General features: G+C 62.1%; 20 protein-coding genes and 1 pseudogene. 8 read left to right on the top strand and 13 right to left on the bottom strand.

Features of this window, described 5'->3' with window-relative positions; all coding sequences use genetic code 11:
- Nucleotides 1–4: 4 nt before the first annotated feature.
- The gene (locus tag ACS4RS_RS10260) at nucleotides 5–1,042 is read left to right on the top strand and encodes a Gfo/Idh/MocA family protein (protein ID WP_439011048.1); all 1,038 of its coding nucleotides are present in this window, start codon (nucleotides 5–7) and stop codon (nucleotides 1,040–1,042) included.
- 181 nt (nucleotides 1,043–1,223) lie between these two features.
- Here the strand turns inward: ACS4RS_RS10260 and ACS4RS_RS10255 are convergent, their stop codons facing one another.
- From ACS4RS_RS10255 to ACS4RS_RS10215, 9 genes are all read right to left on the bottom strand, one after another.
- Nucleotides 1,224–4,370: an efflux RND transporter permease subunit gene (locus tag ACS4RS_RS10255; protein ID WP_439011049.1), complete on the bottom strand. Its 3,147-nt coding sequence runs from the start codon at nucleotides 4,368–4,370 to the stop codon at nucleotides 1,224–1,226.
- Between the two features lie 25 nt (nucleotides 4,371–4,395).
- Entirely contained in the window at nucleotides 4,396–5,535 is a 1,140-nt protein-coding gene (locus ACS4RS_RS10250; RefSeq protein WP_439011050.1) for an efflux RND transporter periplasmic adaptor subunit, read from the bottom strand.
- Nucleotides 5,536–5,585: 50 nt separating this feature from the next.
- On the bottom strand, nucleotides 5,586–6,194 hold the full coding sequence (locus ACS4RS_RS10245; protein WP_003590122.1) for a TetR family transcriptional regulator: 609 nt from the start codon (nucleotides 6,192–6,194) through the stop codon (nucleotides 5,586–5,588).
- Nucleotides 6,195–6,398: 204 nt separating this feature from the next.
- A complete protein-coding gene (locus tag ACS4RS_RS10240; RefSeq protein ID WP_054184151.1) occupies nucleotides 6,399–6,830 on the bottom strand; it encodes an OsmC family protein in 432 nt (143 codons plus the stop codon).
- A gap of 151 nt (nucleotides 6,831–6,981) precedes the next feature.
- Complete coding sequence (locus tag ACS4RS_RS10235; protein WP_439011051.1) at nucleotides 6,982–7,761, bottom strand: SDR family oxidoreductase; 780 nt, start codon at nucleotides 7,759–7,761, stop codon at nucleotides 6,982–6,984.
- On the bottom strand, nucleotides 7,762–8,652 hold the full coding sequence (locus tag ACS4RS_RS10230; RefSeq protein ID WP_449313962.1) for an aldose 1-epimerase: 891 nt from the start codon (nucleotides 8,650–8,652) through the stop codon (nucleotides 7,762–7,764). It lies immediately after the preceding gene.
- Nucleotides 8,649–9,599 carry an L-arabinose ABC transporter permease AraH gene (araH, locus tag ACS4RS_RS10225; protein ID WP_439011052.1) on the bottom strand — a complete coding sequence of 317 codons (951 nt, stop codon included), beginning with the start codon at nucleotides 9,597–9,599 and terminating at the stop codon, nucleotides 8,649–8,651. Before araH ends, ACS4RS_RS10230 begins: the two co-directional genes overlap by 4 nt.
- A gap of 145 nt (nucleotides 9,600–9,744) precedes the next feature.
- Nucleotides 9,745–11,250, bottom strand: coding sequence for an L-arabinose ABC transporter ATP-binding protein AraG (araG, locus tag ACS4RS_RS10220; protein ID WP_449313961.1), 1,506 nt, complete (start codon nucleotides 11,248–11,250; stop codon nucleotides 9,745–9,747).
- A gap of 65 nt (nucleotides 11,251–11,315) precedes the next feature.
- The gene (locus ACS4RS_RS10215; protein ID WP_439011054.1) at nucleotides 11,316–12,299 is read right to left on the bottom strand and encodes an arabinose ABC transporter substrate-binding protein; all 984 of its coding nucleotides are present in this window, start codon (nucleotides 12,297–12,299) and stop codon (nucleotides 11,316–11,318) included.
- Nucleotides 12,300–12,510: 211 nt separating this feature from the next.
- Here ACS4RS_RS10215 and ACS4RS_RS10210 point away from each other — a divergent pair, with 211 nt between their 5' ends.
- From ACS4RS_RS10210 to ACS4RS_RS10195, 4 genes are all read left to right on the top strand, one after another.
- On the top strand, nucleotides 12,511–13,266 hold the full coding sequence (locus ACS4RS_RS10210) for an FCD domain-containing protein (protein ID WP_439011055.1): 756 nt from the start codon (nucleotides 12,511–12,513) through the stop codon (nucleotides 13,264–13,266).
- 56 nt (nucleotides 13,267–13,322) lie between these two features.
- Nucleotides 13,323–14,471 carry a galactonate dehydratase gene (dgoD, locus tag ACS4RS_RS10205; RefSeq protein WP_439011056.1) on the top strand — a complete coding sequence of 383 codons (1,149 nt, stop codon included), beginning with the start codon at nucleotides 13,323–13,325 and terminating at the stop codon, nucleotides 14,469–14,471.
- A 97-nt stretch (nucleotides 14,472–14,568) separates the two neighbouring features.
- Nucleotides 14,569–14,964 carry a DoxX family membrane protein gene (locus ACS4RS_RS10200; RefSeq protein WP_439011057.1) on the top strand — a complete coding sequence of 132 codons (396 nt, stop codon included), beginning with the start codon at nucleotides 14,569–14,571 and terminating at the stop codon, nucleotides 14,962–14,964.
- A gap of 82 nt (nucleotides 14,965–15,046) precedes the next feature.
- On the top strand, nucleotides 15,047–15,826 hold the full coding sequence (locus ACS4RS_RS10195) for a 3-oxoacyl-ACP reductase FabG (protein ID WP_439011058.1): 780 nt from the start codon (nucleotides 15,047–15,049) through the stop codon (nucleotides 15,824–15,826).
- Nucleotides 15,827–15,844: 18 nt separating this feature from the next.
- On the opposite strand, the gene ACS4RS_RS10190 is transcribed toward ACS4RS_RS10195, so the two are convergent.
- Nucleotides 15,845–17,062, bottom strand: coding sequence for an adenylate/guanylate cyclase domain-containing protein (locus ACS4RS_RS10190; protein ID WP_439011059.1), 1,218 nt, complete (start codon nucleotides 17,060–17,062; stop codon nucleotides 15,845–15,847).
- A 64-nt stretch (nucleotides 17,063–17,126) separates the two neighbouring features.
- Nucleotides 17,127–18,152, bottom strand: a complete 1,026-nt coding sequence (locus ACS4RS_RS10185; protein ID WP_439011060.1) for a substrate-binding domain-containing protein — start codon at nucleotides 18,150–18,152, stop codon at nucleotides 17,127–17,129.
- A 92-nt stretch (nucleotides 18,153–18,244) separates the two neighbouring features.
- Between ACS4RS_RS10185 and ACS4RS_RS10180 the strand changes: the two are divergent.
- From ACS4RS_RS10180 to ACS4RS_RS10170, 3 genes and pseudogenes are all read left to right on the top strand, one after another.
- Nucleotides 18,245–19,431, top strand: a pseudogene (locus tag ACS4RS_RS10180) (phytanoyl-CoA dioxygenase family protein).
- A gap of 82 nt (nucleotides 19,432–19,513) precedes the next feature.
- Nucleotides 19,514–20,335 (top strand): SDR family oxidoreductase, encoded by an 822-nt coding sequence (locus ACS4RS_RS10175; protein WP_439011062.1) that lies wholly within the window; start codon nucleotides 19,514–19,516, stop codon nucleotides 20,333–20,335.
- Between the two features lie 93 nt (nucleotides 20,336–20,428).
- Nucleotides 20,429–21,340 (top strand): SMP-30/gluconolactonase/LRE family protein, encoded by a 912-nt coding sequence (locus tag ACS4RS_RS10170; RefSeq protein ID WP_439011063.1) that lies wholly within the window; start codon nucleotides 20,429–20,431, stop codon nucleotides 21,338–21,340.
- A 3-nt stretch (nucleotides 21,341–21,343) separates the two neighbouring features.
- On the opposite strand, the gene ACS4RS_RS10165 is transcribed toward ACS4RS_RS10170, so the two are convergent.
- Both ACS4RS_RS10165 and ACS4RS_RS10160 read right to left on the bottom strand, forming a co-directional pair.
- Nucleotides 21,344–22,093: a ThuA domain-containing protein gene (locus ACS4RS_RS10165; RefSeq protein WP_439011064.1), complete on the bottom strand. Its 750-nt coding sequence runs from the start codon at nucleotides 22,091–22,093 to the stop codon at nucleotides 21,344–21,346.
- 21 nt (nucleotides 22,094–22,114) lie between these two features.
- Nucleotides 22,115–23,197: a sn-glycerol-3-phosphate ABC transporter ATP-binding protein UgpC gene (locus ACS4RS_RS10160; RefSeq protein ID WP_439011065.1), complete on the bottom strand. Its 1,083-nt coding sequence runs from the start codon at nucleotides 23,195–23,197 to the stop codon at nucleotides 22,115–22,117.
- Between the last annotated feature and the right edge of the window lie 14 nt (nucleotides 23,198–23,211).

Here is a 23,211-nt window from a genome sequence, read left to right as displayed (position 1 = left end):
AAAAATGGTCGACCAGGTCAAACTAGCAGTGCTCGGCGCGGGACTGATTGGGAAGCGTCACATTCGACTTGTCCTAGAAGAACCCGAGGCGGACCTTGTCGCCGTGGTGGATCCCACATCGGTCGGTCAAAGAATTGCAAAGGAGGCCGGCGTCAGATGGTTTCCGAGCTTTGCCGACATGATCGCCGTCCAGCGTCCGGACGGCGTCATCATCGCCACCCCCAACCAAGTGCATATCTCGAACGGCATGGAGGCTGTGGAAGCCGGCATCCCGGCACTGATTGAGAAGCCGGTTGCCGATGACATTGCAGCCGGCGAGAAACTCATAGAGACGGCAGAAGCCAAAGGGATCCCACTTCTGACGGGTCATCATCGCCGGCATAATCCGATGATGCAGAAAGCAAAACAGATCATTGAAAGCGGGAGGCTCGGTCGGATACTGGTCGTCAACGCAATGTTCTGGCTATTCAAGCCGGACGACTATTTCGACATGCCCTGGCGACGGGAGCGCGGCGCGGGACCTGTGTTTCTCAATCTGATCCACGACATCGACAATCTTCGCTACCTGTTTGGGGATATCGCGGCCGTCGCGGCGCGCGAGTCCAACGCCATGCGTGGAAACGCCGTCGAGGAGACAGCCGTGATCCTAATCGAATTCAAGAACGGAATTCTCGGCACTGCGTCGGTTTCGGATTCCGTTGTCGCGCCATGGAGCTGGGAGATGACGACCGGAGAGAACGCCGCCTATCCGAAGACGGAAGAGGCCTGCTACATGATAGGCGGAACACACGGCTCGCTCGCCGTTCCTTCGCTCGACATATGGTGCAACCCAGCGGAGCGGAGTTGGCTGGAGCCCTTCGACCGGAAACGCATCAACGTCGAGAATGAGGATCCGCTTGTCCTTCAGATACGGCAATTCTGCAAGGTCATCCGAGGTCACGAGAAGCCTCTGGTCAGCGGGCGAGAGGGACTTGAAACTCTGAAAGTCATCGAAGCCGTCAAACGGTCCGCGGCCATGACACGGCGCGTCACGTTGTCGTGAAGCGCGACACGTGCCTGCCCTCGTCATAGGCTCGGAGTTCGAGACGACAAGCGAATTGTCCGCCGGAATTCAAAGCGGAGGGAGCAGGCGGTTCGCGTTTGCATGAACCGTCCCAAGAGACGCGTTTTGATAGGGATCTGCGACCTGGAAGGAAAACGGCGCGGCTTTCGCCGCGCCGTCCTCACTCTGCTGCCAACGCCGGCGGATGTCTGTCATCCGCCTCTTCCTGGATGGCGTCGGCATCCCGGCCTGGCTCGTCCTTTGCGTTCGGCTCCCGGCCGAAAAACAGGGCGTAACCGGCGGGCAGAACCAGAATGGTCAGCACGGTCGCAACCAGGATGCCGCCCATCATTGCGTAGGCGAGCGGACCCCAGAAGACGCCGCGCGAGATCGGGATCAGCGCCAAGACGGCGGTCAGCGCCGTCAGCATGATCGGCCGGAAACGCCTCACGGCAGCACCGACGATCGCTTCCTGCCGGTGCATGCCGGCCTTGATGTCCTGGTCGATCTGGTCGACCAGGATGATCGAGTTGCGCATGATGATGCCGAGCAGCGCGATGACGCCGAGGATCGCCACGAAGCCGAAGGGCGCACCGCTGATCAGCAGGGCGGCGGCCGCACCGATGATGCCGAGCGGTCCGGTGGCGAGCACCAGCATCGCCTTGCCGAAGTGCTGCAGCTGCACCATCAGCAGCACGATGATCACCGCGAGCATGATCGGCGCCTTGGCGGCGATCGACATCTGGCTTTCCGCCGCGTCCTCGGCGCCGCCCTGGATTTCGACCTTGTAGCCAGCCGGCAGGCTGTCGCGCATATCCTTCATATCGGCATACATCTTCATCACCACGTCGTTCGGCTGCACGCCATCCGGCAACGTCGCCCGCACGGTGATGGTCGGCAGCCTGTTGCGCCGCCATTCGATGCCCTGCTCCATAACCGGCACGACCTTGGCAAGTTGCGAAACCGGCACGAAGCCGCCGAAATCCGTCGGGACATAGACCGAATTGACCGCCGACAGCAGCGAGCGGCTGGCATCCGGCTCGCGGGCAACGATCGAGACCGTCTCCTCGCCGTCGCGGAAATCGTCGAGGGCGGCACCCGACATGGCGGTCTGCAGCATCTGGCGCACGCGCTGCGAGGTGACGCCGAGCGCCCGGGCGCGGTCCTGGTCGATCACCAGCTTCATTGCCGGCACTTGTTCCAGCCAGTCGTCATGGATAGCACCGAGCATCGGATTGGCCGCAAATCGCGCCTTCACCTGATCGGCGATTGCCCGCACTTCCTGGCGGTCAGGTCCCATGATCCGCATCTGCACCGGCCATCCTGTGGGCGGGCCGAGGAAGAGCCGGTCGACTTTGCCGCGGATCTCAGGGAAATCTTCCGCAAGCATCGTCCGCAGCTTGACGATCAGCCGCTCGCGCGCCGGTTCGTCATTGGCCATGACGAGGAGCTGGGCGAAGTTCGGATTGCGCAGCTGCTGGTCGAGCGGCAGGAAGAAGCGCGGCGCACCTTCGCCGATGTAGGTGGCGATGAACCGTTTGTCGGGATCATCCATCATCTTCGCTTCCAGCGCCTTGGCCTGGACCTCGACTTCCTTGATGCTGGTGCCCTCGGGCAGCCAGAGATCGACGAGGATTTCCGGCCTCGACGATTGCGGGAAGAAATTCTGCGGAATGAACTGGAAGGCCCAGAGGCTGGTGGCGAAAGTGCCGAGCGTCAAGAGCAGCACGATGACCCGGTGGCGTACCGCCCAGCCGACCGTGCCGCGCAGGCGCCGATAGAAGCGAGTGTCGAAGGCGTCGTGATGCTCGCCGGCGTGATGGCGCTGCTTGAGGATCATATAGCCGAGCCATGGCGTGAAATAGACCGCGACGAACCACGAGGTGACGAGCGCGATGCCGACGACATAAAACAGCGAACGCACATATTCGCCGGCCGTCGAGGCGGCGAAGCCGACCGGAATGAAGCCGGCCGTGGTGATCAGCGTGCCCGTCAGCATCGGGAAGGCGGTCGAGGAGTAAGCGAAGCTTGCCGCGTCGATCTTGACCAGCCCCTCCTCCAGCTTTCGCTCCATCATCTCGACGACGATCATCGCATCGTCGACGAGCAGGCCGAGCGCGATGATCAGCGCCCCGAGCGAAATGCGCTGCAAATCGATGCCGAGTTCGTACATCAGCGCGAAGGTCGCGGCGAGCACCAGCGGAATGGCGATAGCGATGACAAGGCCCGAGCGCCAGCCGATCGACAGGAATGAGACCACCAGCACGATGACGAGGGCTTCGCCGAGCGCATGCATGAATTCGCTGACCGCATCCGTCACCACGTCGGGCTGATTGGCGATCTGATCGACGGCAACGCCATAAGGCAGCGCCTCCTCGAAGCGCTGATAGGTCGCCTCGACACCCTTGCCGACGTCGGTCACGTTGAAGCCCTTGGCCATCACGACGCCGACCTGGACGCTGTCATGGCCGTTGAAACGGTACTTGCGCTGATAGGGATCTTCGAGCCCGGAACTGACGGTGGCGATATCGCCGAGGCGCGTCACCTGGCCGCCGGCGCGAAGGCGCAGCTCGCGGATATCCGCCGCCTTCTTCACGTCGCCTTCGACGGAGATGCGCACCGAGCGCAGGCCTGTATCGACGGAACCTGCCGGATCGACGTTGTTCTGGCCCTTGATGGCATTCTGCAGATCGAGGATCGTCAGGCCGCGCTCGGCGAGCGCCTTGGACGAGACGTCGATATAGATCTTCTCAGGCTGATCGCCGATGATCACGGCCTTCTCGACACCGGGTGTCGTCAGCAGCATATCACGCGCCTGGATCGCAAATTTTTTCAGTTCCGGATAGGAATATCCCTCGCCGCTGATCGAATGCAGCGTGATGAACGTATCGCCGAACTCGTCGTTGAAATAGGGGCCGAGCAGGCCCTGCGGCAGCTCGCTGGAGATGTCACCGACCTTCTTGCGCACCTGGTAGAAGGCATCCGCCACGTCCTTCGAATTCGTGTCGCCCTTGACCTGCAGGGTGATGATCGCGCTGCCCGCCCGCGTATAGGACTTAACCCAGTCGATATGCGGCGTTTCCTGCAGCTTGCGCTCGATCTTGTTGACGACCTGGTCTTCCATTTCCTGGATGGAGGCGCCCGGCCAGATCGCATGAACGACCATGACGCGGAAGGTGAATTCGGGATCTTCGCGCTGGCCCATGCGCATCAGGCCGAGCACGCCGGTGATGATGATCAGCCCAAAGAGGAAGCGGGCGATGCTCGGATGGCCGATCGCCCAGCGCGACAGATTGAAGGGCCGCTTTTCGGTGGTGTTGGCGTCCATGGTTTTATTCCCTTTTGCGACGCGATCAGCGAACGGCCTGGTCCGTATCGGCGAGCGCCGACTGCTGGTCCGGCACCTTCACCTTCAGATTTTCCGTCATGAACTGCGTGCCGGCCGCGACGACGAGATCGCCGGTATCGAGGCCCTCGGTCACATGCACGCCGTCGCCGGTGAAGTCGGCGACCTTGATGTCGCGGCCATGCACGGTCGCCGTATCGCGGTCGACGGTCCAGACCATCTGCTTGCCGTCTTTCTCAGCCAGTGCGCTGAGCGGGATCGAGACATAACTGTTGCCGGTGCTGACATCGGCCTCAATCGTCGCCGTCATGCCGAGTAGCACGCGCGGATCGTTCGGCAGGCTCACCCGCACCGCGAAAGTACGCGACTGCTGGTCGGCGCTGCCGGAAACCTCGCGCACCGTGCCGTCAAGCAGCAGCTTTTTATCGGCCCAGAAGCTTGTCTTGACGGTCTTACCCGGTTTGAATTCGGCAATGTCGTTTTCCGGAATCGCGATCTGCACTTCCTTCTCGCCGTCGACGGCAACGGTGACGACGGCCGTGCCGGAACCGACGACTTGACCGGTATCGGCATTGATCGCTGTGACGATGCCGTTCTGGCCAGCCTTGAGCTCGGTGTAGCTGACCTGGTTCTTCGCCTGGTCAAGCGCGGAGAGCGCGGCATCGCGCTGCGAAATCGCCTGGTCATGGCTGAGGGCGGCCTGTTCGAGCTGCGATTTCGGAGCGACGCTCTTGTCGAAAAGCTGCTCGGCGCGCTTGTTGGCAAGATCGGCGGTTTCGACGCTTCTTTCGGCCGCCGCGAGATTGGCTTCCGCGGTTTTGACCGCCAGCTGGTAATCGGTGGCGTCGACACGGGCGAGAACCTCACCCGGCATCACCCGGTCGCCGATATCGACGAGGCGCTCGGTGATCTTGCCGGCAACGCGAAACCCGAGGTTCATCTCCGTGCGCGCCTTGACCGAGCCCGAATAGACGAGCTTGCGGGTATCGCCGGCCTTGGCGATCTCGACCACCTTTACCGGCCGGATGACTTGCTTGACCTCGGCCTTCTCTTCCGAGCAGGCGGAAACGCCAATGCCGATGGCGCCGACAAACACGAGGCGGGCGACGGACGGCATGCGGCGGCTAAGGGTCTTGAGCGAAAACATCTTCCGCACTCCTGGATCGTTTCGGGGATCTTAACGGCGGCTGCCGTCCATTATTTCTTCAGCGCCCTGATCACGTAGTCGATCAGTTCGTCGACGCTCGCACGGTTGGTTTTGGCAAGACATTGCGCCACCATCTGCGGATGGCAGAGATTGATCGTCGCCGCGCCGAAGCAGCGCGAGGCAACGACCGGATCCTGCTCAGCGAATTCTCCGGCTGCAATGCCTTCGGCGATGATTTCGGCAATAAGATCGTGGACGCGGTCGATATGTTTCTCGATGACATGCCAGTCGCGCTCGATCGCGACGATGATCATCTCATGCACCTTCATCTCGTCGAGCATCAGATCGAGCGTCAACTGATGCTGTGTCTCTACGTAGCGGCGTAGCCGCTCGCTGGCGCTGATCGGCTGATGGCGGATGTCGTAGGCGATTTGATAGGCGGTGGCGAGCATGCGCCCGCAGAGCGCCTGATGGATCTCCACCTTGGAGGCGAAGAAGCGATAAATATTGGCCGGAGACATGCCGAGATCGCGGGCAATGTCGGCCACCGTCGTCTTGCTGTAGCCATAGTGTCGGAACAGCCGCTCGGCCGCATCGAGAATGCGGGTGACATTCTCCTGCCGGGTGACGTCCAGCGTATTTTCCGTGATGTCGTCCATGGTTTCGATGCCCGAATTACGACTGACGATTTTTGAATTTCGTCAGTCGTAAAATATCAGGCATTATTTGTCAATACTCAGCGCGCGCGGCGTGATGACCTCACCGACCAATGCCTCGATGAGCGGCAGTTCGTGAAATCGCGAATGCACAATTGAAAAGTGCCGCGCGGAAGCGCGCGGCACATCGTCGGCGACAGCAGCAAATCAGGCCAGCTTGACGTCGAGGGTGATCGGAACGGCGGCCAGCGCCTTGGAAATCGGGCAGCCGGCCTTTGCCTTGTTGGCAAGTTCGGTGAAGGTCGCCTCATCGGCGCCGGGAATACGGCCGGTGAGCGAAAGATGGATGGCGGTGATGGCAAAGCCGCCCTCGACGCTTTCGAGCGTTACCTTGGCGGAGGTTTCCATATGCTCGGCAGTAAAACCGGCTTCCCCGAGGATCAACGACAGCGCCATGGTGAAGCAACCGGCATGGGCGGCACCGATCAGCTCTTCCGGGTTGGTGCCGGCAATGCCTTCGAAGCGGCTGGCAAAGCCGTAGGGATAGTCCTTCAGCGCGCCGCTCTGCGTCGAGATCAGGCCTTTGCCGTCTTTGAGGCCACCGGTCCAATGGGCCGAAGCCGTACGATTGATCTGCATGCCGTCCTCCTGTTTCGATTGTGCTTTCGAGCAAGCGGCAGGGCGCCGCTCCATGCCTTCGGGAGTTCTGAGAGCCTTCCCGATGGACAATATAATGCTCTATCCCGAGAAGACGACAGGCCGGTAAAAATCAGCTGGAGTCGAAGCGTTTTCAGGCCGGATGCTGCAGCACGCTGAGACCGCCGTCGACCGTCAGGCAGGTGGCGTTCATGAACGGGCACTCGTCGGAGATCATGAACACGGCCGCCATGGCGATCTCCTCAGGCGTCGCGATGCGCCCGCCGGGATGCAGCCTCATCGTCTCGGCTTTGGCCGCCTCCGGATCGGGAAAGCCGTTCCAGTAGTCGATCACCTTCTGCGTCGAGACATAGCCCGGCGCCAGCGCGTTCACCCGGATGTTGCGGGCCGCATATTCGAGCCCCAGGGATTTCGTCATCCCCAGCAGCGCGTGTTTTGCCAGCGGATAGGGAAATGTGTGCGGGATGATGGTGAAAGCGTGCGTCGAAGCGATGTTGAGGATGACGCCGCCACCCTGTTCGATCAGGCCAGGCAGCACCGCCTTGCAGCAGTTCCACGCACCCTTGAGATTGATGTCGAAGCAGCGGTTCCACAGCTCGTCGGTCGTCTCGAGCGGTTCGGCGAAGATATTGACGCCGGCATTGTTGACGAGCGCGTTCAGCTGCCCGATCTCCTCATTCGCCTGAGCAACCAACGTCGTGATCGTTCCGGCATCGGTAATGTCGGCCGGCAGATAACCGAGCCGGCCGTCGATGCTTTGCAACTCTTTCGCTGATTTCGCCAGCAGTGCGGCGTCGCGGTCGACGAGAAAGACGGCCGCATCTTCCGTCAGGAAGGCCTTCGCCATCGCAAGACCGATGCCCTGCGCGGCACCGGTTATCAGGATGTGCTTGCCCTCCAGGCGGCCGCCCATCTAACGTCCCTCCGATTGTGCCGACAGTGCCGACATCCGGATCGTCACCGTGCCGGCAAGAATTTCGCCGGGCGCAAGCGGCGCGAGTCCGCCGAAATCAGGCAGGTGGTGGCCGTTCGGCAGGTGGCTCATCGGCTCGAGGCAGAAGAAGTCGCTCCGGTCGACCGGCATATAGAGCATGAAGCGATCGAGCGCGCCGTCGGCTTCCAGCGCCGCCTGAAGGCCAAGTTCCGGCCAGGCGATGGCGGCCCGCCCGTTCCAGCCCTCGAAGGCATTGTTCATCCATCTCTGCGGCAACAGTTTTTCCGATCTGAAATCGAAATAGCCGGGCACAGCACCGGGCCTATCAGGGAGATGGTCCGGCCGCTCGCTCCAATAGCGGTCGGCCGCAATCGTCAGCCGCGTCTTCGGCGTCCGTACGAAGAAAGGGTGTTGCCCGAGCCCGAAGGGAAGCGCCGCCTCGCCGCGGTTTTCGACGGAGAGCGTCAGTATCAGCGCATCGCCGGCGACCCGGATCTCCTGCCGGGTGAGATAGGCATAGGGTGAAACCCTGTCGGCGAGCCGGGAAAAGGTAAAGCGCGCATGTTCTGAATTGGAGTCTTCGAACTGCCACAGGCCGAGCCAGCCGTCGCCGTGTCGATAGAGCGGATCTGAAGTGTTCGGCTGGAAGGCGTAGTCGCGTCCGGCAAAGGACATGCTGTTGCCTTCGACGCGATTGCCGAACGGCACCATCGCAAAATTCGCCATCGCGCCGTCAGGCCCACCGGTCGCGACGAGAAAGGGGATGCCTCGAAACATCGCGGCGGTAACCGCGGCACCCCGAGGGCTGACCCGGACGGCGAGATCGCCTTGCCTCAGTTCGATATCGTGTCCGGTCTGTCCTTCACTCATCCGCGTCGTCCCGCAGCCGAAGATCGCAAATTGTCGAGCAGCACGGCAATCAGCAGGATCAGCCCGCGCACGACATACTGATAGAATGCCTGGATATTCAAGAGATTCATAACGTTTTCGGCAATGCCCATGATCAGCACGCCGACGATGACGCCGCTCATCGCCGCCCGGCCGCCAGCCAGCGAAACGCCGCCGAGAACGCAGGCCGAAATCACCGACAGCTCAAGTCCCGTCGCCGCATTCGGCTGGCCGGAGGTGATGCGCGAGGCAAGCAGGATGCCGGCAATGCCGCAGACGAGCCCCTGCAGTGCAAAGATCCAGATGCGCATGTTGACGACATTGACGCCAGCAAGCCGCGAGGCTTCGGGATTGCCGCCGATCGCCAGCGTGTTCTTGCCGAAGACGGTGCGGTTGAGCACGAAACCGAAAAGGATGAAAAGCATCAGCATGATCCAGATCGGCATCGGCACCGTCAGAAAGCGCGACAGGGCCAGCTGATAAAAGGCCGGATCATTGATGCCGACGGCACGGCCATCCGAGGCGATCAGCGCCAGCCCGCGCACGATCTGCATGGTCGCAAGTGTGGTGATCAGCGCGTTGATGCGGAACCGGGCGATGACGATGCCGTTGACGAAGCCGACGACGGCGCCGCACAGCAGGGCAGCGAGCAAACCAAGAGGGATGGAGCCCGTGGCGTTCGAGACCATCACGGCGATCATGCCTGAGAAGGCGACGATCGACCCGACCGAAAGATCGAAATCGCGCGAGGCCAGGCAGAACATCATCGTGCAGGCGACGATACCGATGGTGACCACCGACTGCAGCAGCCCCAGCATGTTTCGCTCGGTCAGGAAATTCGGCACGAAGAGCGAGACGATCACGAAGGCAGCGGCGAAGATCACCACCAAGCCCTGTTCGCCGAGAAGGATTTTTTTCAACGAATTCATCGTCCCTATTCCTGATGCTAAAGCATGTCACGCAAAACTGTGCAGCGGTTTTGCCTGGCAAAGCGCGAAGCGCTTTTGCCGCAATGACATGTGTAAAAACAATGACCTAAAGCGCGCGGAGCGATTTGAAGAATCGTGACGCGCTCTAGATGGGGCCTGCGGCATTCTTGTCAGGGAGTGCTGCCGTCAGGATGGCGCGCTCGTTGAAATCCTGACGGGCGACATTGGCCGCCACCCTGCCCTGACACATCACCATGATGCGATCGCAGATGCCCATGACCTCGGGCAATTCGCTTGATATCACCACGATCGCCATGCCGCCGGCCGCAAGTTCGTAAAGGATCTCGTAGATTTCCGATTTCGCCCCGACGTCGATGCCGCGTGTCGGCTCGTCTATGACCAAAACCTTGATCCCCTGCTCGGAAAGCCAGCGGCCCAGAATGACCTTCTGCTGGTTGCCGCCGGAGAGATTGATGATGTCCTGCTTGCGCGACGGGGTTCGCACCCGAAGCCGGGCGATGAACCGATCGGCCAGTGCAGCCTCTTTTCTAGGGCTCAGAATGCCGAAGGGCGAGAAATGCCGGCGTGACGAAATGGCGATATTCTCTTCGATCGACCGGCCCTGGACGATGCCGTCGAACTTGCGGTCCTCCGGGCAGAGCACCATGCCGGCCTTGATCGCCGCCTTCGGACTGTTCGGTAAGACGACAACGCTATCGATCGCGACCTGACCCTGATGCCTGACATCGGCACCGTAGAGCAGCCGCGCCATCTCGCTGCGGCCGGCGCCGATCAGGCCGAAGAAGCCGAGGATCTCGCCCTGGCGGACGGAGAAACCGATGGGATTGCGCAGCCTCGGCCCCGACAGGCCCTTGACCTCCAGCCTGATGTCGCCGAGCGGACGTTCGCGCCATCCCCAGACATTGCTGATCTCGCGCCCGACCATTTCCGAGATGATCTGCTCGCGCGTCGTCTCGGCGATGTCGGGATGGTGGGCGGCAAGCTTGCCGTCGCGCAACACGCTTAGGCTGTCGCAAAGCCGAAAAATCTCGTCGAGACGATGCGAGACGTAGAGAATGACCGTTCCCGTCGCCTTCAGCCTGTCGATCAGGGAAAACAGGATCTCGCTCTCGCGCGAGGAAAGCGAGGAGGTCGGCTCATCAAGCGCGATCACCCGTGCGTCGAGCATGACCGCTTTGGCGATCTCGACCATCTGCCGCGCGCCGATCGAAAGCGTGGCGACCTTGGCCGCCGGATCGACGTCGATGCCGATCTCTTCGAGCTTTCCCCGCACCGTCTCGATCAGCCTGTTCGAATGGATGATGCCGCCCTTGGCCGGAAAACGCCCAAGCCAGAGATTTTCGGCCACTGTCAGCTCCGGAACGAGCTGCAATTCCTGATGGATGACTACGATACCGGCATGAAAGGCGTCACGCACGGATTCGTATTTCTGCTCCTCCGCCCCGATCAGGATGCGGCCGGTATCGGCGGCCTGATCACCTGATAGCACGCGGATCAGCGTCGATTTGCCCGCGCCGTTCTCGCCCATCAGGCCGTGCACGGCGCCCTTCTCGACTGAGAAGGAAACATCCGCCAGCGCCTGCACGCCGGGATAACCCTTGGAGATATTGTTGAATTCGAGGAAAGCCATCACCGCTCCGCCGAGAGGATCCGGCGGCACGCTGAGCGGCCGCCGTCTATATCACCCTGGAAGGTTTACTCGATGCCGAGATCCTTGCGGACCTTGTCGTAATCGCCGCGCAGCGCCAGCGAGCCGGAGGTCAGCGTCAGCTTTTCCGGCGCCTTGTCGTTGGCGATCCAGTCGTACATGTTGAGCGCCGTCTCATAGCCATGACGCTTCGGCGAGATGATGACGGTGCCGAAGAAGCCCGTCGCTGCCGGCTTCTTGAATTCATTGATAGCCGATTCCGCGCCACCGATGCCGACGCCGATGACATTGGCAGCCGGAATACCCACAGATTCCGAAGCGCGGACGGCGCCGAGGACGGCTTCGTCATTGAGACCGAAGGCGACCCAGTATTTGACGTCGGCATGTTTGTTGAGAACGGTGGTCGCTGCATTCAGCGCCGCTTCGGTATCGGTCTTCGCCTGCGGCGCGTCATAGATGTCCTCGGCCGGGAAGCCGGCGGACTTCAGCACCGAAATGGCGCCCTCGACGCGGTCGACGGCCGTCGGCAGCTGATCGTAGGAGACACGAATCGCACCGACATTCTTCATGTCCCAGCCGCGTTTCTTGATTTCGTCGACGATGGCCTGGCCGACAGTCTCGCCGATCTTGGTGGCCGAAATACCCATGTGCGGCACCTCTTCCAGCGGCTTGCCGTCGGCGCTGACGAGGCGGTCGTCGACGGTCATCAGTTTCAGCTGGTTGGCTTCGGCCTTGGCAACGATGCCGGGGCCGAGCTTGACGTCGGGCGTGCAGATGATGAAGCCCTGCGCACCCTGGGCGCCGAGATTGTCGATCGCCGACTGAACCTTCTCGCCGTCTTCGGCGCCGATCTTGACGACGGTGAAGCCTTTTTCCTTGGCGGCCTGGTCGGCGAATTTCCATTCGTCCTGGAACCACGGCTCCTCAGGTTGCTTGACGATGAACCCGATCTTCACGTCTGCGGAAAATGCCGAGCCGGCTGCCAGAATGGCGAAGGTGCCAGCCAGGATGGCTGCTTTGAACAAGCGCATGTCTCTCTCCCGAAATTCTAAAAAATCATGCAGCCGCCTCCCAGGCAGCGCCCATGAATTAAGATAAATCATCATACCAGTCAATTGCCAATGTATGATGATTGCAATAGTACGATATTCGACGAGGCGCTGGAGGAAGCGTCGCAAAGCCGATCGAATTCGGATAATGAGGTTCGATTGCCTGGCGCCGGAGATAGAGCGGAGAGGTAAGTTGGAAACAAACGAGCGACAGGGCGGGGCCGAAAGCCCCGGCATCGAGCGCCGTCCGCGTGTACGCCGCAACGTCACGGCGGCGATCGCTCAGGATATCTGCGCGGAGCGGTATCCTTCGGGCTCGCCGCTGCCCCGCGAAAACGATCTCTGCCAACTCTACGGCGTCAGTCGCACGGTCATCCGCGAATCGTTGAAAGTGCTGGAATCCAAGGGTCTTGTCCGCGGAAAGCCGCGCATCGGCACCACCGTCTGCGATCGGGACGACTGGAATATTCTGGATGCCGACGTGCTCGATTGGATTGGTCCTTATATCAAGGATTTCGACCTGCTCGGCTGCATTCTCGAAGCCCGCCGCACCATCGAGCCGGCAGCGGCCGAATATGCCGCCGAGCGTGCCAGCGCCCAGGAGATTGCCGACCTCGACAATGCCTGGCGGCAGATGCGCGACAGTGCCCGAGACCCGGAAAGCTTCACCGATGCCGACGTCATGTTCCATACGGTGCTGCTGACCGCCAGCCACAACCAGGTCTTCCGCCGTCTGTCGAGCGCCATTCATGCGGCGCTGAAATATGCGCTGCATGCCTCCAACATCGGCGTCGAGAATCGCGAGGATGCGGTGCTCGTTCACGGCCAACTGGTCGAGGCCCTGCGCATGCGCGACAAGACAGGCGCCCGCGACTGCGCCAACCGCATGCTCGATCTTGCGGTGCGCGACCTTGCCGCCGCCGAAAAGGCGATCGGCAGAACGAAATAAGCAATTCGCGGCTGGGCCGCCGGTCAAGAAAACTGAAGAGAGACTGAAGAGCAGCGATGAAGATCACCAAACTCACCACCTATATCGTTCCGCCGCGCTGGCTGTTTTTGAAGATCGAGACCGACGAGGGCGTCGTCGGCTGGGGCGAACCGGTCGTCGAAGGCCGAGCGCTGACCGTCCAGGCCGCCGTCCACGAACTGGAAGACTATCTGATCGGCAAGGATCCCTTCCTGATCGAGGACCACTGGACGGTGATGTATCGCGGCGGCTTCTATCGCGGCGGTGCCGCCCATATGAGCGCCATTTCCGGTATCGACCAGGCGCTGTGGGACATCAAGGGCAAGGCCCTCGGTCAACCGATCCATTCCCTGCTCGGCGGCCAGCTGCGCGACCGCATCAAGGTCTATTCCTGGATCGGCGGCGACCGTCCTGTGGATGTCGCCAACAATGCCAGGGAGGTGGTCGCCCGCGGCTTCAAGGCGATCAAGCTCAACGGCTGCGAGGAAATGCAGATCGTCGACACCAACGAGAAGGTGGAGAAGGCGGTCGAGACCATCGCCGTCATCCGGGAGGCGATCGGCCCGCATATCGGCATCGGCGTCGATTTCCACGGCCGCGTGCACAAGCCGATGGCCAAGGTTCTCGCCAAGGAACTCGAGCCCTACAAGCTGATGTTCATCGAGGAGCCGGTGCTCTCGGAAAACAAGGAAGCGCTGCGCGACATCGTCAATCACACCTCGACGCCGATTGCACTCGGTGAGCGGCTCTTTTCGCGCTGGGACTTCAAGCAGGTGCTGTCGGACGGTTATGTCGATATCATCCAGCCGGATCTGTCGCATGCCGGCGGCATCACCGAATGCCGCAAGATCGCGGCGATGGCCGAAGCCTATGATGTGGCGCTGGCGCCGCATTGCCCGCTGGGCCCGATCGCACTCGCCGCCTGCCTGCAGGTCGATGCCGTCAGCTATAATGCCTTCATCCAGGAACAGAGCCTCGGCATCCATTACAACAAAGGCAACGACATCCTCGATTACATCTCCAACAAGGAGGTGTTCCAATATGCTGATGGTTTCGTCTCGATCCCGCAGGGGCCTGGTCTCGGCATCGAGGTCGACGAGGCCTATGTCATCGAGCGCGCCAGGGAAGGCCACCGCTGGCGCAACCCGATCTGGCGCCACGCCGACGGCAGTTTCGCCGAATGGTAAGAGGAAAGGGTCGCGCCAGCGGCCCTTTTTTCATTCGCCGTGTAGCATATCGGTCGTCTCGTCCGTCATGGTGGAAACTCAAACAGGAGATCTTACGATGGCCAGAGCAATCGCAATCATCGTCGCCCGCATCATTTTCAGCTTCATCTTCTTCATGGCCGCCGGCTTCAAATTCGCCGATATCGGCGCGACGGCGGGTTACATCGCCGCTGCCGGTTTTCCGATGGCGAAGTTCCTTGCCTGGATCGCAGCCTTCTTCGAGATCGCCCTGGCGCTCGCCTTCATAACCGGGACCCTCTTCACCGAGGCCAGCCTGCTGGCGGGCATCTACGTGATCTTCCTTGCCTTTGCCTTCCACGGGCCATCCCATTGGCAGCAGAACCAGGCCGAATTCGGCTTCTTCGTCGATCACTTCACCTTCCTCGCCGGCCTGCTCTTTGCCGCCGTCCACGGGCCGGAGAAATGGGCGCTTCGGTATAATCTCCTCAAATAGCGCCACCGGCCCCCTTCCCCCTTCCCTCCGGAACCAAGAGCCGTGCGGAACATTGGCTTACAATGGCAAGGAGAGCCCGCCCATGGAGCTGAAGGGAAAGATCGCATTGGTGACAGGCGCCGGGTCCGGCATCGGCAAAGCGGCCGCGTTCAGGCTCGCCGCTGAAGGCGCGAGGGTCGCTGTGCTGAGCCGCACCCACGACGAGGTCGAAAAGACCTGCGCCGAGATCAAGGCGGCGGGCGGCGAATCGATCGCGCTGATCGCCGACACCAGCGACGAGGCGCAGATGCGCAGCGCCGTGGAGCAGCTGACCGATACGTTCCACGGCATCGACATCGTCGTCGCCAATGCCGGCATCAACGGCGTCTGGGCGCCGATCGACGATCTGAAGCCGGATGAATGGGACAAGACCATCGCCGTCAACCTGCGTGGCACCTATCTGACCTTGCATCTGACGGTCCCGTACCTGAAGAGGAATGGCGGCTCGATCGTCGTCGTCTCCTCGATCAACGGCACCCGGACATTCACGACGCCGGGCGCCACCGCCTATACCGCAACCAAGGCCGGCCAGGTCGCCATGGTTCAGCAGCTCGCCCTCGAACTCGGCCGGCACGGCATCCGCGTCAATGCCGTCTGCCCCGGCGAGATCGAGACCAATATCGGCGCCAACACCAATAGCCGCCATCGCGAGGAGACCGAGGTGCCGGTCATCTGGCCACAGGGAGATATCCCGATCGCCGGCGGCAAGGCGGGCAAGAGCGAGGATGTCGCTGAAACCATTCTCTTCCTTGCCTCCGACAGGGCTCGACACATCACCGGGACGCCGATCTGGATCGACGGCGGCCAGGGGCTGCTGCGATAGGCCTGCGTCCTGCGACGATCAGGCGGTCAGGCGGGCGTTATCGAGCGTATAGAGTTCTTGCGCGCGCTGCACGCCGCGCAACGCATAACGTCCGACACAGGCAAGTGCGGCGCGCTGTTCCTCCGGTATCGCTGTGGCGAAATCGGAGGAGATCAACAGGTTGAGATCCACTGATCGGCACATCGAAGCGATGCGGCTGACTTCGTTGACGGCAGGGCCGATGACCGTGAAGTCCAGCCGGTCCTGACTGCCGATATTGCCGTAAAAGACGTCGCCGATATGCAGGCCGATATAGACATCGGTCGTTGGCCGGTCATCGGCATTGCGTTCGGCGTTCAGCTTGGCGAGCTTTTCCCGCAGAAGCGCTTCTGCGTGGAGCGCCGCACGACAGGTCTCCGCCGGCACTTCGCCCTTGAAGATCGCCAGCACGCCGTCGCCGATCAGCTTCAGCACATTGCCGCCGGATTCGTGGATCGCCGTGATCACCGCCTCGCTATAGTCGTTGAGCAACGGGATGATCTCCTCCGGCGGTACGCTGTCGGAGATCTTGGTGTAGTTCAACAGATCCGAAAACCAGAGTGCGGCCGAAATCCGCTCCGATTTGCCACGGCTGATCTTGCCCTCCATGACCTGACGCGCCGCGTCCTCGCCGAGATAGACTTCGGCGATGGTACGCGCGATGCGCCCGAGCCCGATGCACTTGATCGCCAGCCCCAGTACCGGCACCAGCTTGCGCAGGATGGCGAGGTCGTGATCGGAAAAACCCTCGGGATGTTTGGTGGCGAAATGGGAGAAGAAACAATCCATTTCGCCGATCGTTCCGGCCTCGCTGAAACGATGGACCATCGCTATGAAATCCGTGTGGCCGGCTTCAGCGATCTTGTCGAGCATGCTGAATTCAATCGGATCGCCAAAGCCGAGACGTCGGCGTATCTCCCGTTCATTGTTGGACCAGAGATAATAAAAGGCCGAGCGCTGCCAGTTCGCTGCTGCCTCCCCGGAGCTCGTCGAGCCATATTCGAACTCCGTCTCGATCTCCTCCTCGCTGTCCCAGCGGAAGGCTCGGCCCTCATGCACTGGGTGCAGCGTATCCATCAGCGCCAGGCCGCGGTCGAGCGGTAGGCCGGCATTGCGGCAGGCCGCGCAGAAACCGGTCATGAGCTCGGCTTCCGAGGCGCCCTTCAGGCCCTGCTCCGTGATCCAGGCTGCAATTGTGCTGACGTCGCTATAATCCATGCCACTCACCTTCACTCTCGCCCAAGCTGTAGTCCGAATTCGGCATCGAAGGAAGCCAATTGGCTCAATCGTCGACGGGCATGTTGTAGGGCGTGATGATTTCGACCGATGAGAGCGCGGCGGGAACCACCCGCCCCGGTGACGTCGCCCGGCCCATGATCGCCCTGAAGGCCGAACGCGCATCGGTTCGGAGATCATGATGCAGCACGAAGCCGATCCGGCGGGCGGCAAGCAGGGCGCGGTTGTCAACGTCGAGATCATGAGCGACGAAGACGTGGACCGGACGTTTGGCCGCATCGAAGGCTGCCAGCACAGCGCGGTTGCCGCCACCGATCGAATAGACGGCATTGATGGTGGGATCGACGGCAAGGGCAGCCGCCGCAAGCGTTCCCGTCGCCGTATCGGTGCCATGCCCCTCGCTGATTTCGGTGATGCCGATCCCGGGATAACGGGCGCGAATGATGCGGCGAAAGCCGATTTCGCGCTCCTCCTCGCCGCGGAACCGCCCGCTCGACAGCGTCACCAGCACCTTGCCGCCACCGCTCGCAAGCACTTCGCCGATGAGATAGGCGGCGGTCTCGCCCGCCGCCCGGTTGTCGGCGCCGGCATAGGCGATGCGCGCCGAATTCGGCAGGTCGGTCACCAGCGTCACCACGGGAATGCCGGCCGCATCCGCTCGCGCGACGGCAGCGGTCACCTCGGCGACGTCAGGCGCCTTGAGCACGATGCCGTGTGTGCCGCGCAACCGGACATGGTCGAGAAGCTGCACCATCTCGGCCGGCTTCATCACCTCGGCGAAATGGAACCGGCATCGGACGATGCCGGGCAGGAAGGCCGCCATCTCAGCCTCGAAGGCGGCGCGCACCGCATCGCTGAAACGCTGAGGCGTCTCCATGACGATGTCGATCGCCAGCATGCGCCCACTGGCCACCGCCCCGGCCTGCTGCTTTTCGAGTTCGGCGATCGCCGCCTTCACCCGCATTTCCGTCTGCTGGCGCACACCCGGCCGCCCGTTCAACACCCGGTCAACCGTCGCAGTGCTCAATCCGGCCTGGAAGGCGATGTCCTTGACGAGAAAGAAATGGGCCATGGAGTCCACTTGATGGTTTTTTGATGGATTCCTGATCTATATCACCCGGCATCGCGGCGTATAGTGCCTTCATCGAAAGAGGAGGGGCCACCATGAAAACCGACAATCAGCAGAAATTGCGCGCCGACCGTGTCTGGCTCAGCGAAGACAGCTGCGATCTCGACGATTTTCGCCGCCTGGCGGAAAAGACCACCGCGCTTGCCGATTACCCCACGGCTTCTGCCGTCGAAAAAAACGTGCTGATCTATGACAGCCGCAAGGTGACGGCGGCGGCCGCAACGCCGGAGGGCCGGCGCGCCGTGCTGGCCGAGATCTGCGAGGCCTTCGGCGACGGTCCTGGTGTCGCCGTCTTCAAGCATGCTTACGAGCATACCGCCATTATCGACCGCGCCAGCGCGGTCTTCGATCAGATCATCGAGGAGCAGCATCGCACCTCGACCGGCGGCGGCGATCACTTCGCCAAACCCGGCGCCAACGACCGCATCTGGAATTCGCTTGAGAAACATTGCCTCGCCGATCCTGCGAATTTTGCCGAATATTATGGCAATGCCATCGTCGCACTCGCAAGCCAAGCCGGGCTCGGCCCGAGCTACCAGATGACGGCCCAGGTCAACCGCGTCAATCCGGGCGGCGCGGCACAGTCGGCCCATCGCGACTACCACCTCGGCTTCCAATCGTCTGCGGTGATCGAGCAGTTTCCGGTGCATGTGCACCGGCTTTCGCCGGTGCTGACGCTGCAGGGGGCGGTCGCCCATTGCGACATGCCGCTCGAAAGCGGCCCGACGCTCTTCCTGCCGCATAGCCAGACCTATGTGCCGGGTTATCTCGCGCTCAAGCGCCAGGAATTCCGGGATTATTTCGAGGCCAACCATATCCAGCTGCCGCTCGAAAAAGGCGACGTCGTCTTCTTCAATCCCGCCCTCTTCCACGCCGCCGGCACCAACCGTTCGGCCGATATCAAGCGCGTCGCCAACCTGTTGCAGGTCTCCTCCGCCTTCGGCCGGGCGATGGAAACCGTCAACCGCGAGAGGATGAGCGCAAGGCTCTTTCCCGCCCTGAAGACCTTGCAGGACAGGCTATCGACCGATGAGATCGCCAACGCCGTTGCCGCCTGCGCCGAAGGTTATTCCTTCCCGACCAATCTCGACCGAGACCCCCGCTCGGCGGCCTGGCGCCGAAGACGCAGGCGCAGCTGATGCGCGAGGCATTGAAGGAAGGCTTAAGCGACGAAGCCTTTGCGGCGGCACTTGCAGAGCAGGCGCAGAAGAAGCTGAGCTGACTAAGGATCTGGAGCCGACCCCACATAAAGCCTCCCGCACCCGCGGGAGGCCATTCGCATATCACCACCAAGGAGGAACCACATGAGCACGGATCACAGCCGCCTCGACGGCAAGATCGCCATCGTCACCGGCGGCACGCAAGGGTTGGGCGCAACTATCGCCCGTCTTTTCGCCGAACGCGGTGCTGGGGGCATCGTCATTTGCGGCCGCAACGAAGCCAAGGGCCAGGCGAAGGCCAATGAGATTTCGGCCGCGACCGGCGTGAAGGTCGTCTACGTCAGGGCCGACCTCGGCAAGGTCGAGGACGCCAGGAATGTCGTCCACGCCTGCGATGAGGCCTTCGGCCGGGTCGACGCGCTGGTCAATGCGGCCGCCATCACCGATCGCGGCACCATCCTCGACACCAGCCCTGAACTCTTCGACGCCATGTTCGCCGTCAACGTGCGCGCACCGTTTTTCCTGATGCAGGAGACCGTCAAGGTCATGCGCCGCGAAAAGACCGAGGGCACGATCGTCAACATCGGCTCGATGTCGGCCAAGGCAGGCCAGCCCTTCATCGCCGCCTATTGCGCCTCCAAGGGGGCGCTCGAAACGCTGACGAAGAACACCGCCTATGCGCTGCTGCGCAACCGCATCCGCGTCAACGGCCTCAACATCGGCTGGATGGCGTCCGAAGGCGAGGATCGCATCCAGCGCGAATATCACGACGCCCCCGCCGACTGGCTGGAGAAGGCGGCAGCAGGCCAGCCCTTCGGCCGCCTCGTCGATCCGCACGAGGTGGCGCGCGCCTGCGCCTACCTGTCATCGGCCGAATCCGGCTTGATGACCGGCTCGGTCATCTGCTTCGACCAGTCGATCTGGGGTGCCTACGACGGCTCGCCGCATCCGGTGGCCGCACTCTGATAGGTCGGGAGCCCGGCATTTCCCATGCCGGGCTCTGGCACCTCCCAGGATTTGCCGCTAGGAAGATGCGGCAGCATTCAGGGAGAAACTGGCGTGGCCGACAATCCGCTTTATGACATCCGCGATGAACGTTTTAGCGCTCTGGTCATCGGCAGCGCCGCGCTCGAAGAACTCTATTCCGGCTGCCGCTGGACGGAAGGCCCGGTCTGGTTTTCTGACCTGAACTGCCTTCTCTGGAGCGATATCCCGAACGAACGCATGATGCGCTGGACACCGGATGGCACGGTCTCGGTCTTCCGCTCGCCCTCCAACTACATCAACGGCAATACCCGTGACCGGCAGGGCCGGCTTGTCTCCTGCGAACATGGCGGCCGCCGCGTCACTCGCACCGAGCCGGACGGCACCATCACCGTTCTTGCCGACAGCTACAGGGGCAAACGGCTGAACTCGCCGAACGATGTCGTCGTGCATTCCGACGGCGGGATCTGGTTCACCGATCCGACCTACGGCATCCTCTCGGATTACGAAGGCCACAAGGCCGAGCCCGAGCAGCCGACCCGCAACGTCTACCGGATTGATCCCGCCAGCGGCGCGATCGAGGCCGTCATCGAAGATTTCATCCAGCCGAACGGCCTTGCCTTCTCGCCCGACGAGACGAAGCTCTTCATTGCCGATTCCGGCTCGGCAAAACATGAAGTGCCGCGCCATATAAGAGTTTTCGACGTCGTCGACGGCAGAAGGCTTACGAACGGCCGTTATTTTTGCAGCCTCGACGTCGGCAACCCTGACGGTTTCCGCTTCGATGTCGACGGCAATCTGTGGACAAGTGCGTCCGACGGCGTTCACTGCTTTTCGCCGGACGCCACCCTGCTCGGCAAGATCAGAGTGCCGCAGACGGTGTCCAACCTCACCTTCGGCGGCCCCAAGAAGAACCGGCTCTTCATCACCGCGACGCGCTCGGTCTATACGATCTATACGAAGACCAACGGCGCCCAATATCCGTGAGGATCAGGTCTTCGCGGCGTCCGGCCTGCCGTGCAGAGGCTCGGCACGGTGCCAGTTTTCCAGGATGCGGCCGTCACTATGTTTCTGCCGCGCCCAACGGATGCCGTTCGAGATCACCTTGTGCACGGTCTTGTCGTGATAGATCGGGTAGGTTTCGTGGCCGGGGCTGAAGAAGAAGATGCGCCCTCGCCCGCGCTGGAAGGTGCAGCCGCTGCGGAACACCTCGCCGCCGGAATACCACGAGATGAACACCAGCTCGTCCGGCTGCGGAATGCCGAAGGGCTCGCCATACATTTCCGAGGCATTGACCTCGAAATAGGGCGGCAGTCCCTCGGCGATCGGATGTGAGGGATTGACCACCCAGACGCGCTCCAGGTCTCCATCCGGCGTCTCGCGCCAGGAAAGATTGGCATTGGTGCCCATCAGCCGGCGGAAGAGCTTGGAATGATGGCCGGAATGCAGCACCAGCAGGCCCATGCCCTTCAGCACCCGCTGCTGCACGCGCTCGATCAGCCCGTCGCTGACCTCCTCATGCGCCATGTGCCCCCACCAGAGCAGCACGTCGGTATCATGGAGCACGCTGTCCGGCAGGCCTTCATCGGGATCGTCGAGCGTGCCGCGGCGGATTTCGAAATCCGGATGGGCGATGCCGGCGGCGATCGCGCCGTCGATACGATCGGGATAAATGTCCTGAACCTCCTTATGGAGCTGCTCGTGGCGTCCCTCGTTCCAGATGGTGACCTTGATTGTCATGGCATTCCTCGATGTTTGCTGTCAGGCGGTTGCCGGACGGATCACCCGGCCGGCGGAATCGAACAGATGGCAGGCGGCGGGATCGGCGGTCAGCGACACGCGGTCGCCCGGCCGCACCGCGATATCGCCCTCGGCACGCACGACGATCGGCTGTTGCCCGGAGCCGACGGTCATGTAGGTCTCTACGCCGAGCCGCTCGACGATGACCACCTCTGCCGTGAAATGGCCCTGCCCCTCCGGGGCGATCTTCAGATGCTCCGGCCGGATGCCGAGTTTGGCCTCGCCCTGCGGCACCGCGCCATTGGCATCGGCAAGATCGAGCGACAGCCCGATCGGACTGTCGAGATGCAGCGCACCCGCCGAGGCCCGCGTCGCGGTGACCGGGATGACGTTCATCTTCGGCGAGCCGATGAAGGTCGCGACGAATTCATTCCGCGGCTGATGGTAGAGCGACATCGGCGCGCCCTCCTGTGCCACCAGGCCCTTGTTCAGCACGACGATCCGGTCGGCCATCGTCATCGCTTCCACCTGATCGTGGGTGACGTAGACGACGGTCGCCTTCAGCTCGCGGTGCAGGCGCTGCAGCTCGGCGCGCATCTGCACGCGCAGCGCCGAATCGAGGTTCGACAGCGGCTCGTCGAACAGGATCAGCGACGGCTTCTTGATGATGGCGCGGCCGATCGCCACCCGCTGGCGCTGGCCGCCGGAAAGGGCGGCCGGGCGGCGGTCGAGATAGTCGGTGAGCTGCAGGATCTCGGCGACGCCTTCCACCTGCCGGCGGATTTCCGTCTCCGGCACCTTTTTCAGGCTGAGGGAAAAGCCGATGTTTTCGGCAACGGTCATATGCGGATAGAGCGCATAGGACTGGAACACCATGGCGATGCCGCGTTTATCGGGCGGCACGTCGTTGATGCGCTTGCCGTCGAGGACAAGATCGCCTTCGTCGATGCCTTCGAGGCCGGCGATCATGCGCAGGAGCGTGGACTTGCCGCAGCCGGACGGACCGACGAAGACGGCGAATTCCCCGTCTTCCACGGTGATATCGACGCCCTTGATGACCTCGAGCGCGCCATAGAACTTGCGAACGTTTCTGAGATTGATCATCCGTTTCTCTTCTT

This window comes from Rhizobium sp. F40D2, from assembly GCF_051810745.2.
Classification (GTDB): domain Bacteria; phylum Pseudomonadota; class Alphaproteobacteria; order Rhizobiales; family Rhizobiaceae; genus Rhizobium.
The sequence above is the reverse complement of the archived record's forward strand: the minus strand, read 5'-3'. Positions and strand labels throughout refer to the sequence as shown.

Coding starts and splice junctions, on each gene's coding strand:
- ACS4RS_RS10260 (WP_439011048.1), top strand. CDS start 5: ATGGTCGACCAGGTCAAACTAGCAGTGCTCGGCGCGGGACTGATTGGG.
- ACS4RS_RS10255 (WP_439011049.1), bottom strand. CDS start 4,370: ATGGACGCCAACACCACCGAAAAGCGGCCCTTCAATCTGTCGCGCTGG.
- ACS4RS_RS10250 (WP_439011050.1), bottom strand. CDS start 5,535: ATGTTTTCGCTCAAGACCCTTAGCCGCCGCATGCCGTCCGTCGCCCGC.
- ACS4RS_RS10245 (WP_003590122.1), bottom strand. CDS start 6,194: ATGGACGACATCACGGAAAATACGCTGGACGTCACCCGGCAGGAGAAT.
- ACS4RS_RS10240 (WP_054184151.1), bottom strand. CDS start 6,830: ATGCAGATCAATCGTACGGCTTCGGCCCATTGGACCGGTGGCCTCAAA.
- ACS4RS_RS10235 (WP_439011051.1), bottom strand. CDS start 7,761: ATGGGCGGCCGCCTGGAGGGCAAGCACATCCTGATAACCGGTGCCGCG.
- ACS4RS_RS10230 (WP_449313962.1), bottom strand. CDS start 8,652: ATGAGTGAAGGACAGACCGGACACGATATCGAACTGAGGCAAGGCGAT.
- araH (WP_439011052.1), bottom strand. CDS start 9,599: ATGAATTCGTTGAAAAAAATCCTTCTCGGCGAACAGGGCTTGGTGGTG.
- araG (WP_449313961.1), bottom strand. CDS start 11,250: ATGGCTTTCCTCGAATTCAACAATATCTCCAAGGGTTATCCCGGCGTG.
- ACS4RS_RS10215 (WP_439011054.1), bottom strand. CDS start 12,299: ATGCGCTTGTTCAAAGCAGCCATCCTGGCTGGCACCTTCGCCATTCTG.
- dgoD (WP_439011056.1), top strand. CDS start 13,323: ATGAAGATCACCAAACTCACCACCTATATCGTTCCGCCGCGCTGGCTG.
- ACS4RS_RS10200 (WP_439011057.1), top strand. CDS start 14,569: ATGGCCAGAGCAATCGCAATCATCGTCGCCCGCATCATTTTCAGCTTC.
- ACS4RS_RS10195 (WP_439011058.1), top strand. CDS start 15,047: ATGGAGCTGAAGGGAAAGATCGCATTGGTGACAGGCGCCGGGTCCGGC.
- ACS4RS_RS10190 (WP_439011059.1), bottom strand. CDS start 17,062: ATGGATTATAGCGACGTCAGCACAATTGCAGCCTGGATCACGGAGCAG.
- ACS4RS_RS10185 (WP_439011060.1), bottom strand. CDS start 18,152: ATGGCCCATTTCTTTCTCGTCAAGGACATCGCCTTCCAGGCCGGATTG.
- ACS4RS_RS10175 (WP_439011062.1), top strand. CDS start 19,514: ATGAGCACGGATCACAGCCGCCTCGACGGCAAGATCGCCATCGTCACC.
- ACS4RS_RS10165 (WP_439011064.1), bottom strand. CDS start 22,093: ATGACAATCAAGGTCACCATCTGGAACGAGGGACGCCACGAGCAGCTC.
- ACS4RS_RS10160 (WP_439011065.1), bottom strand. CDS start 23,197: ATGATCAATCTCAGAAACGTTCGCAAGTTCTATGGCGCGCTCGAGGTC.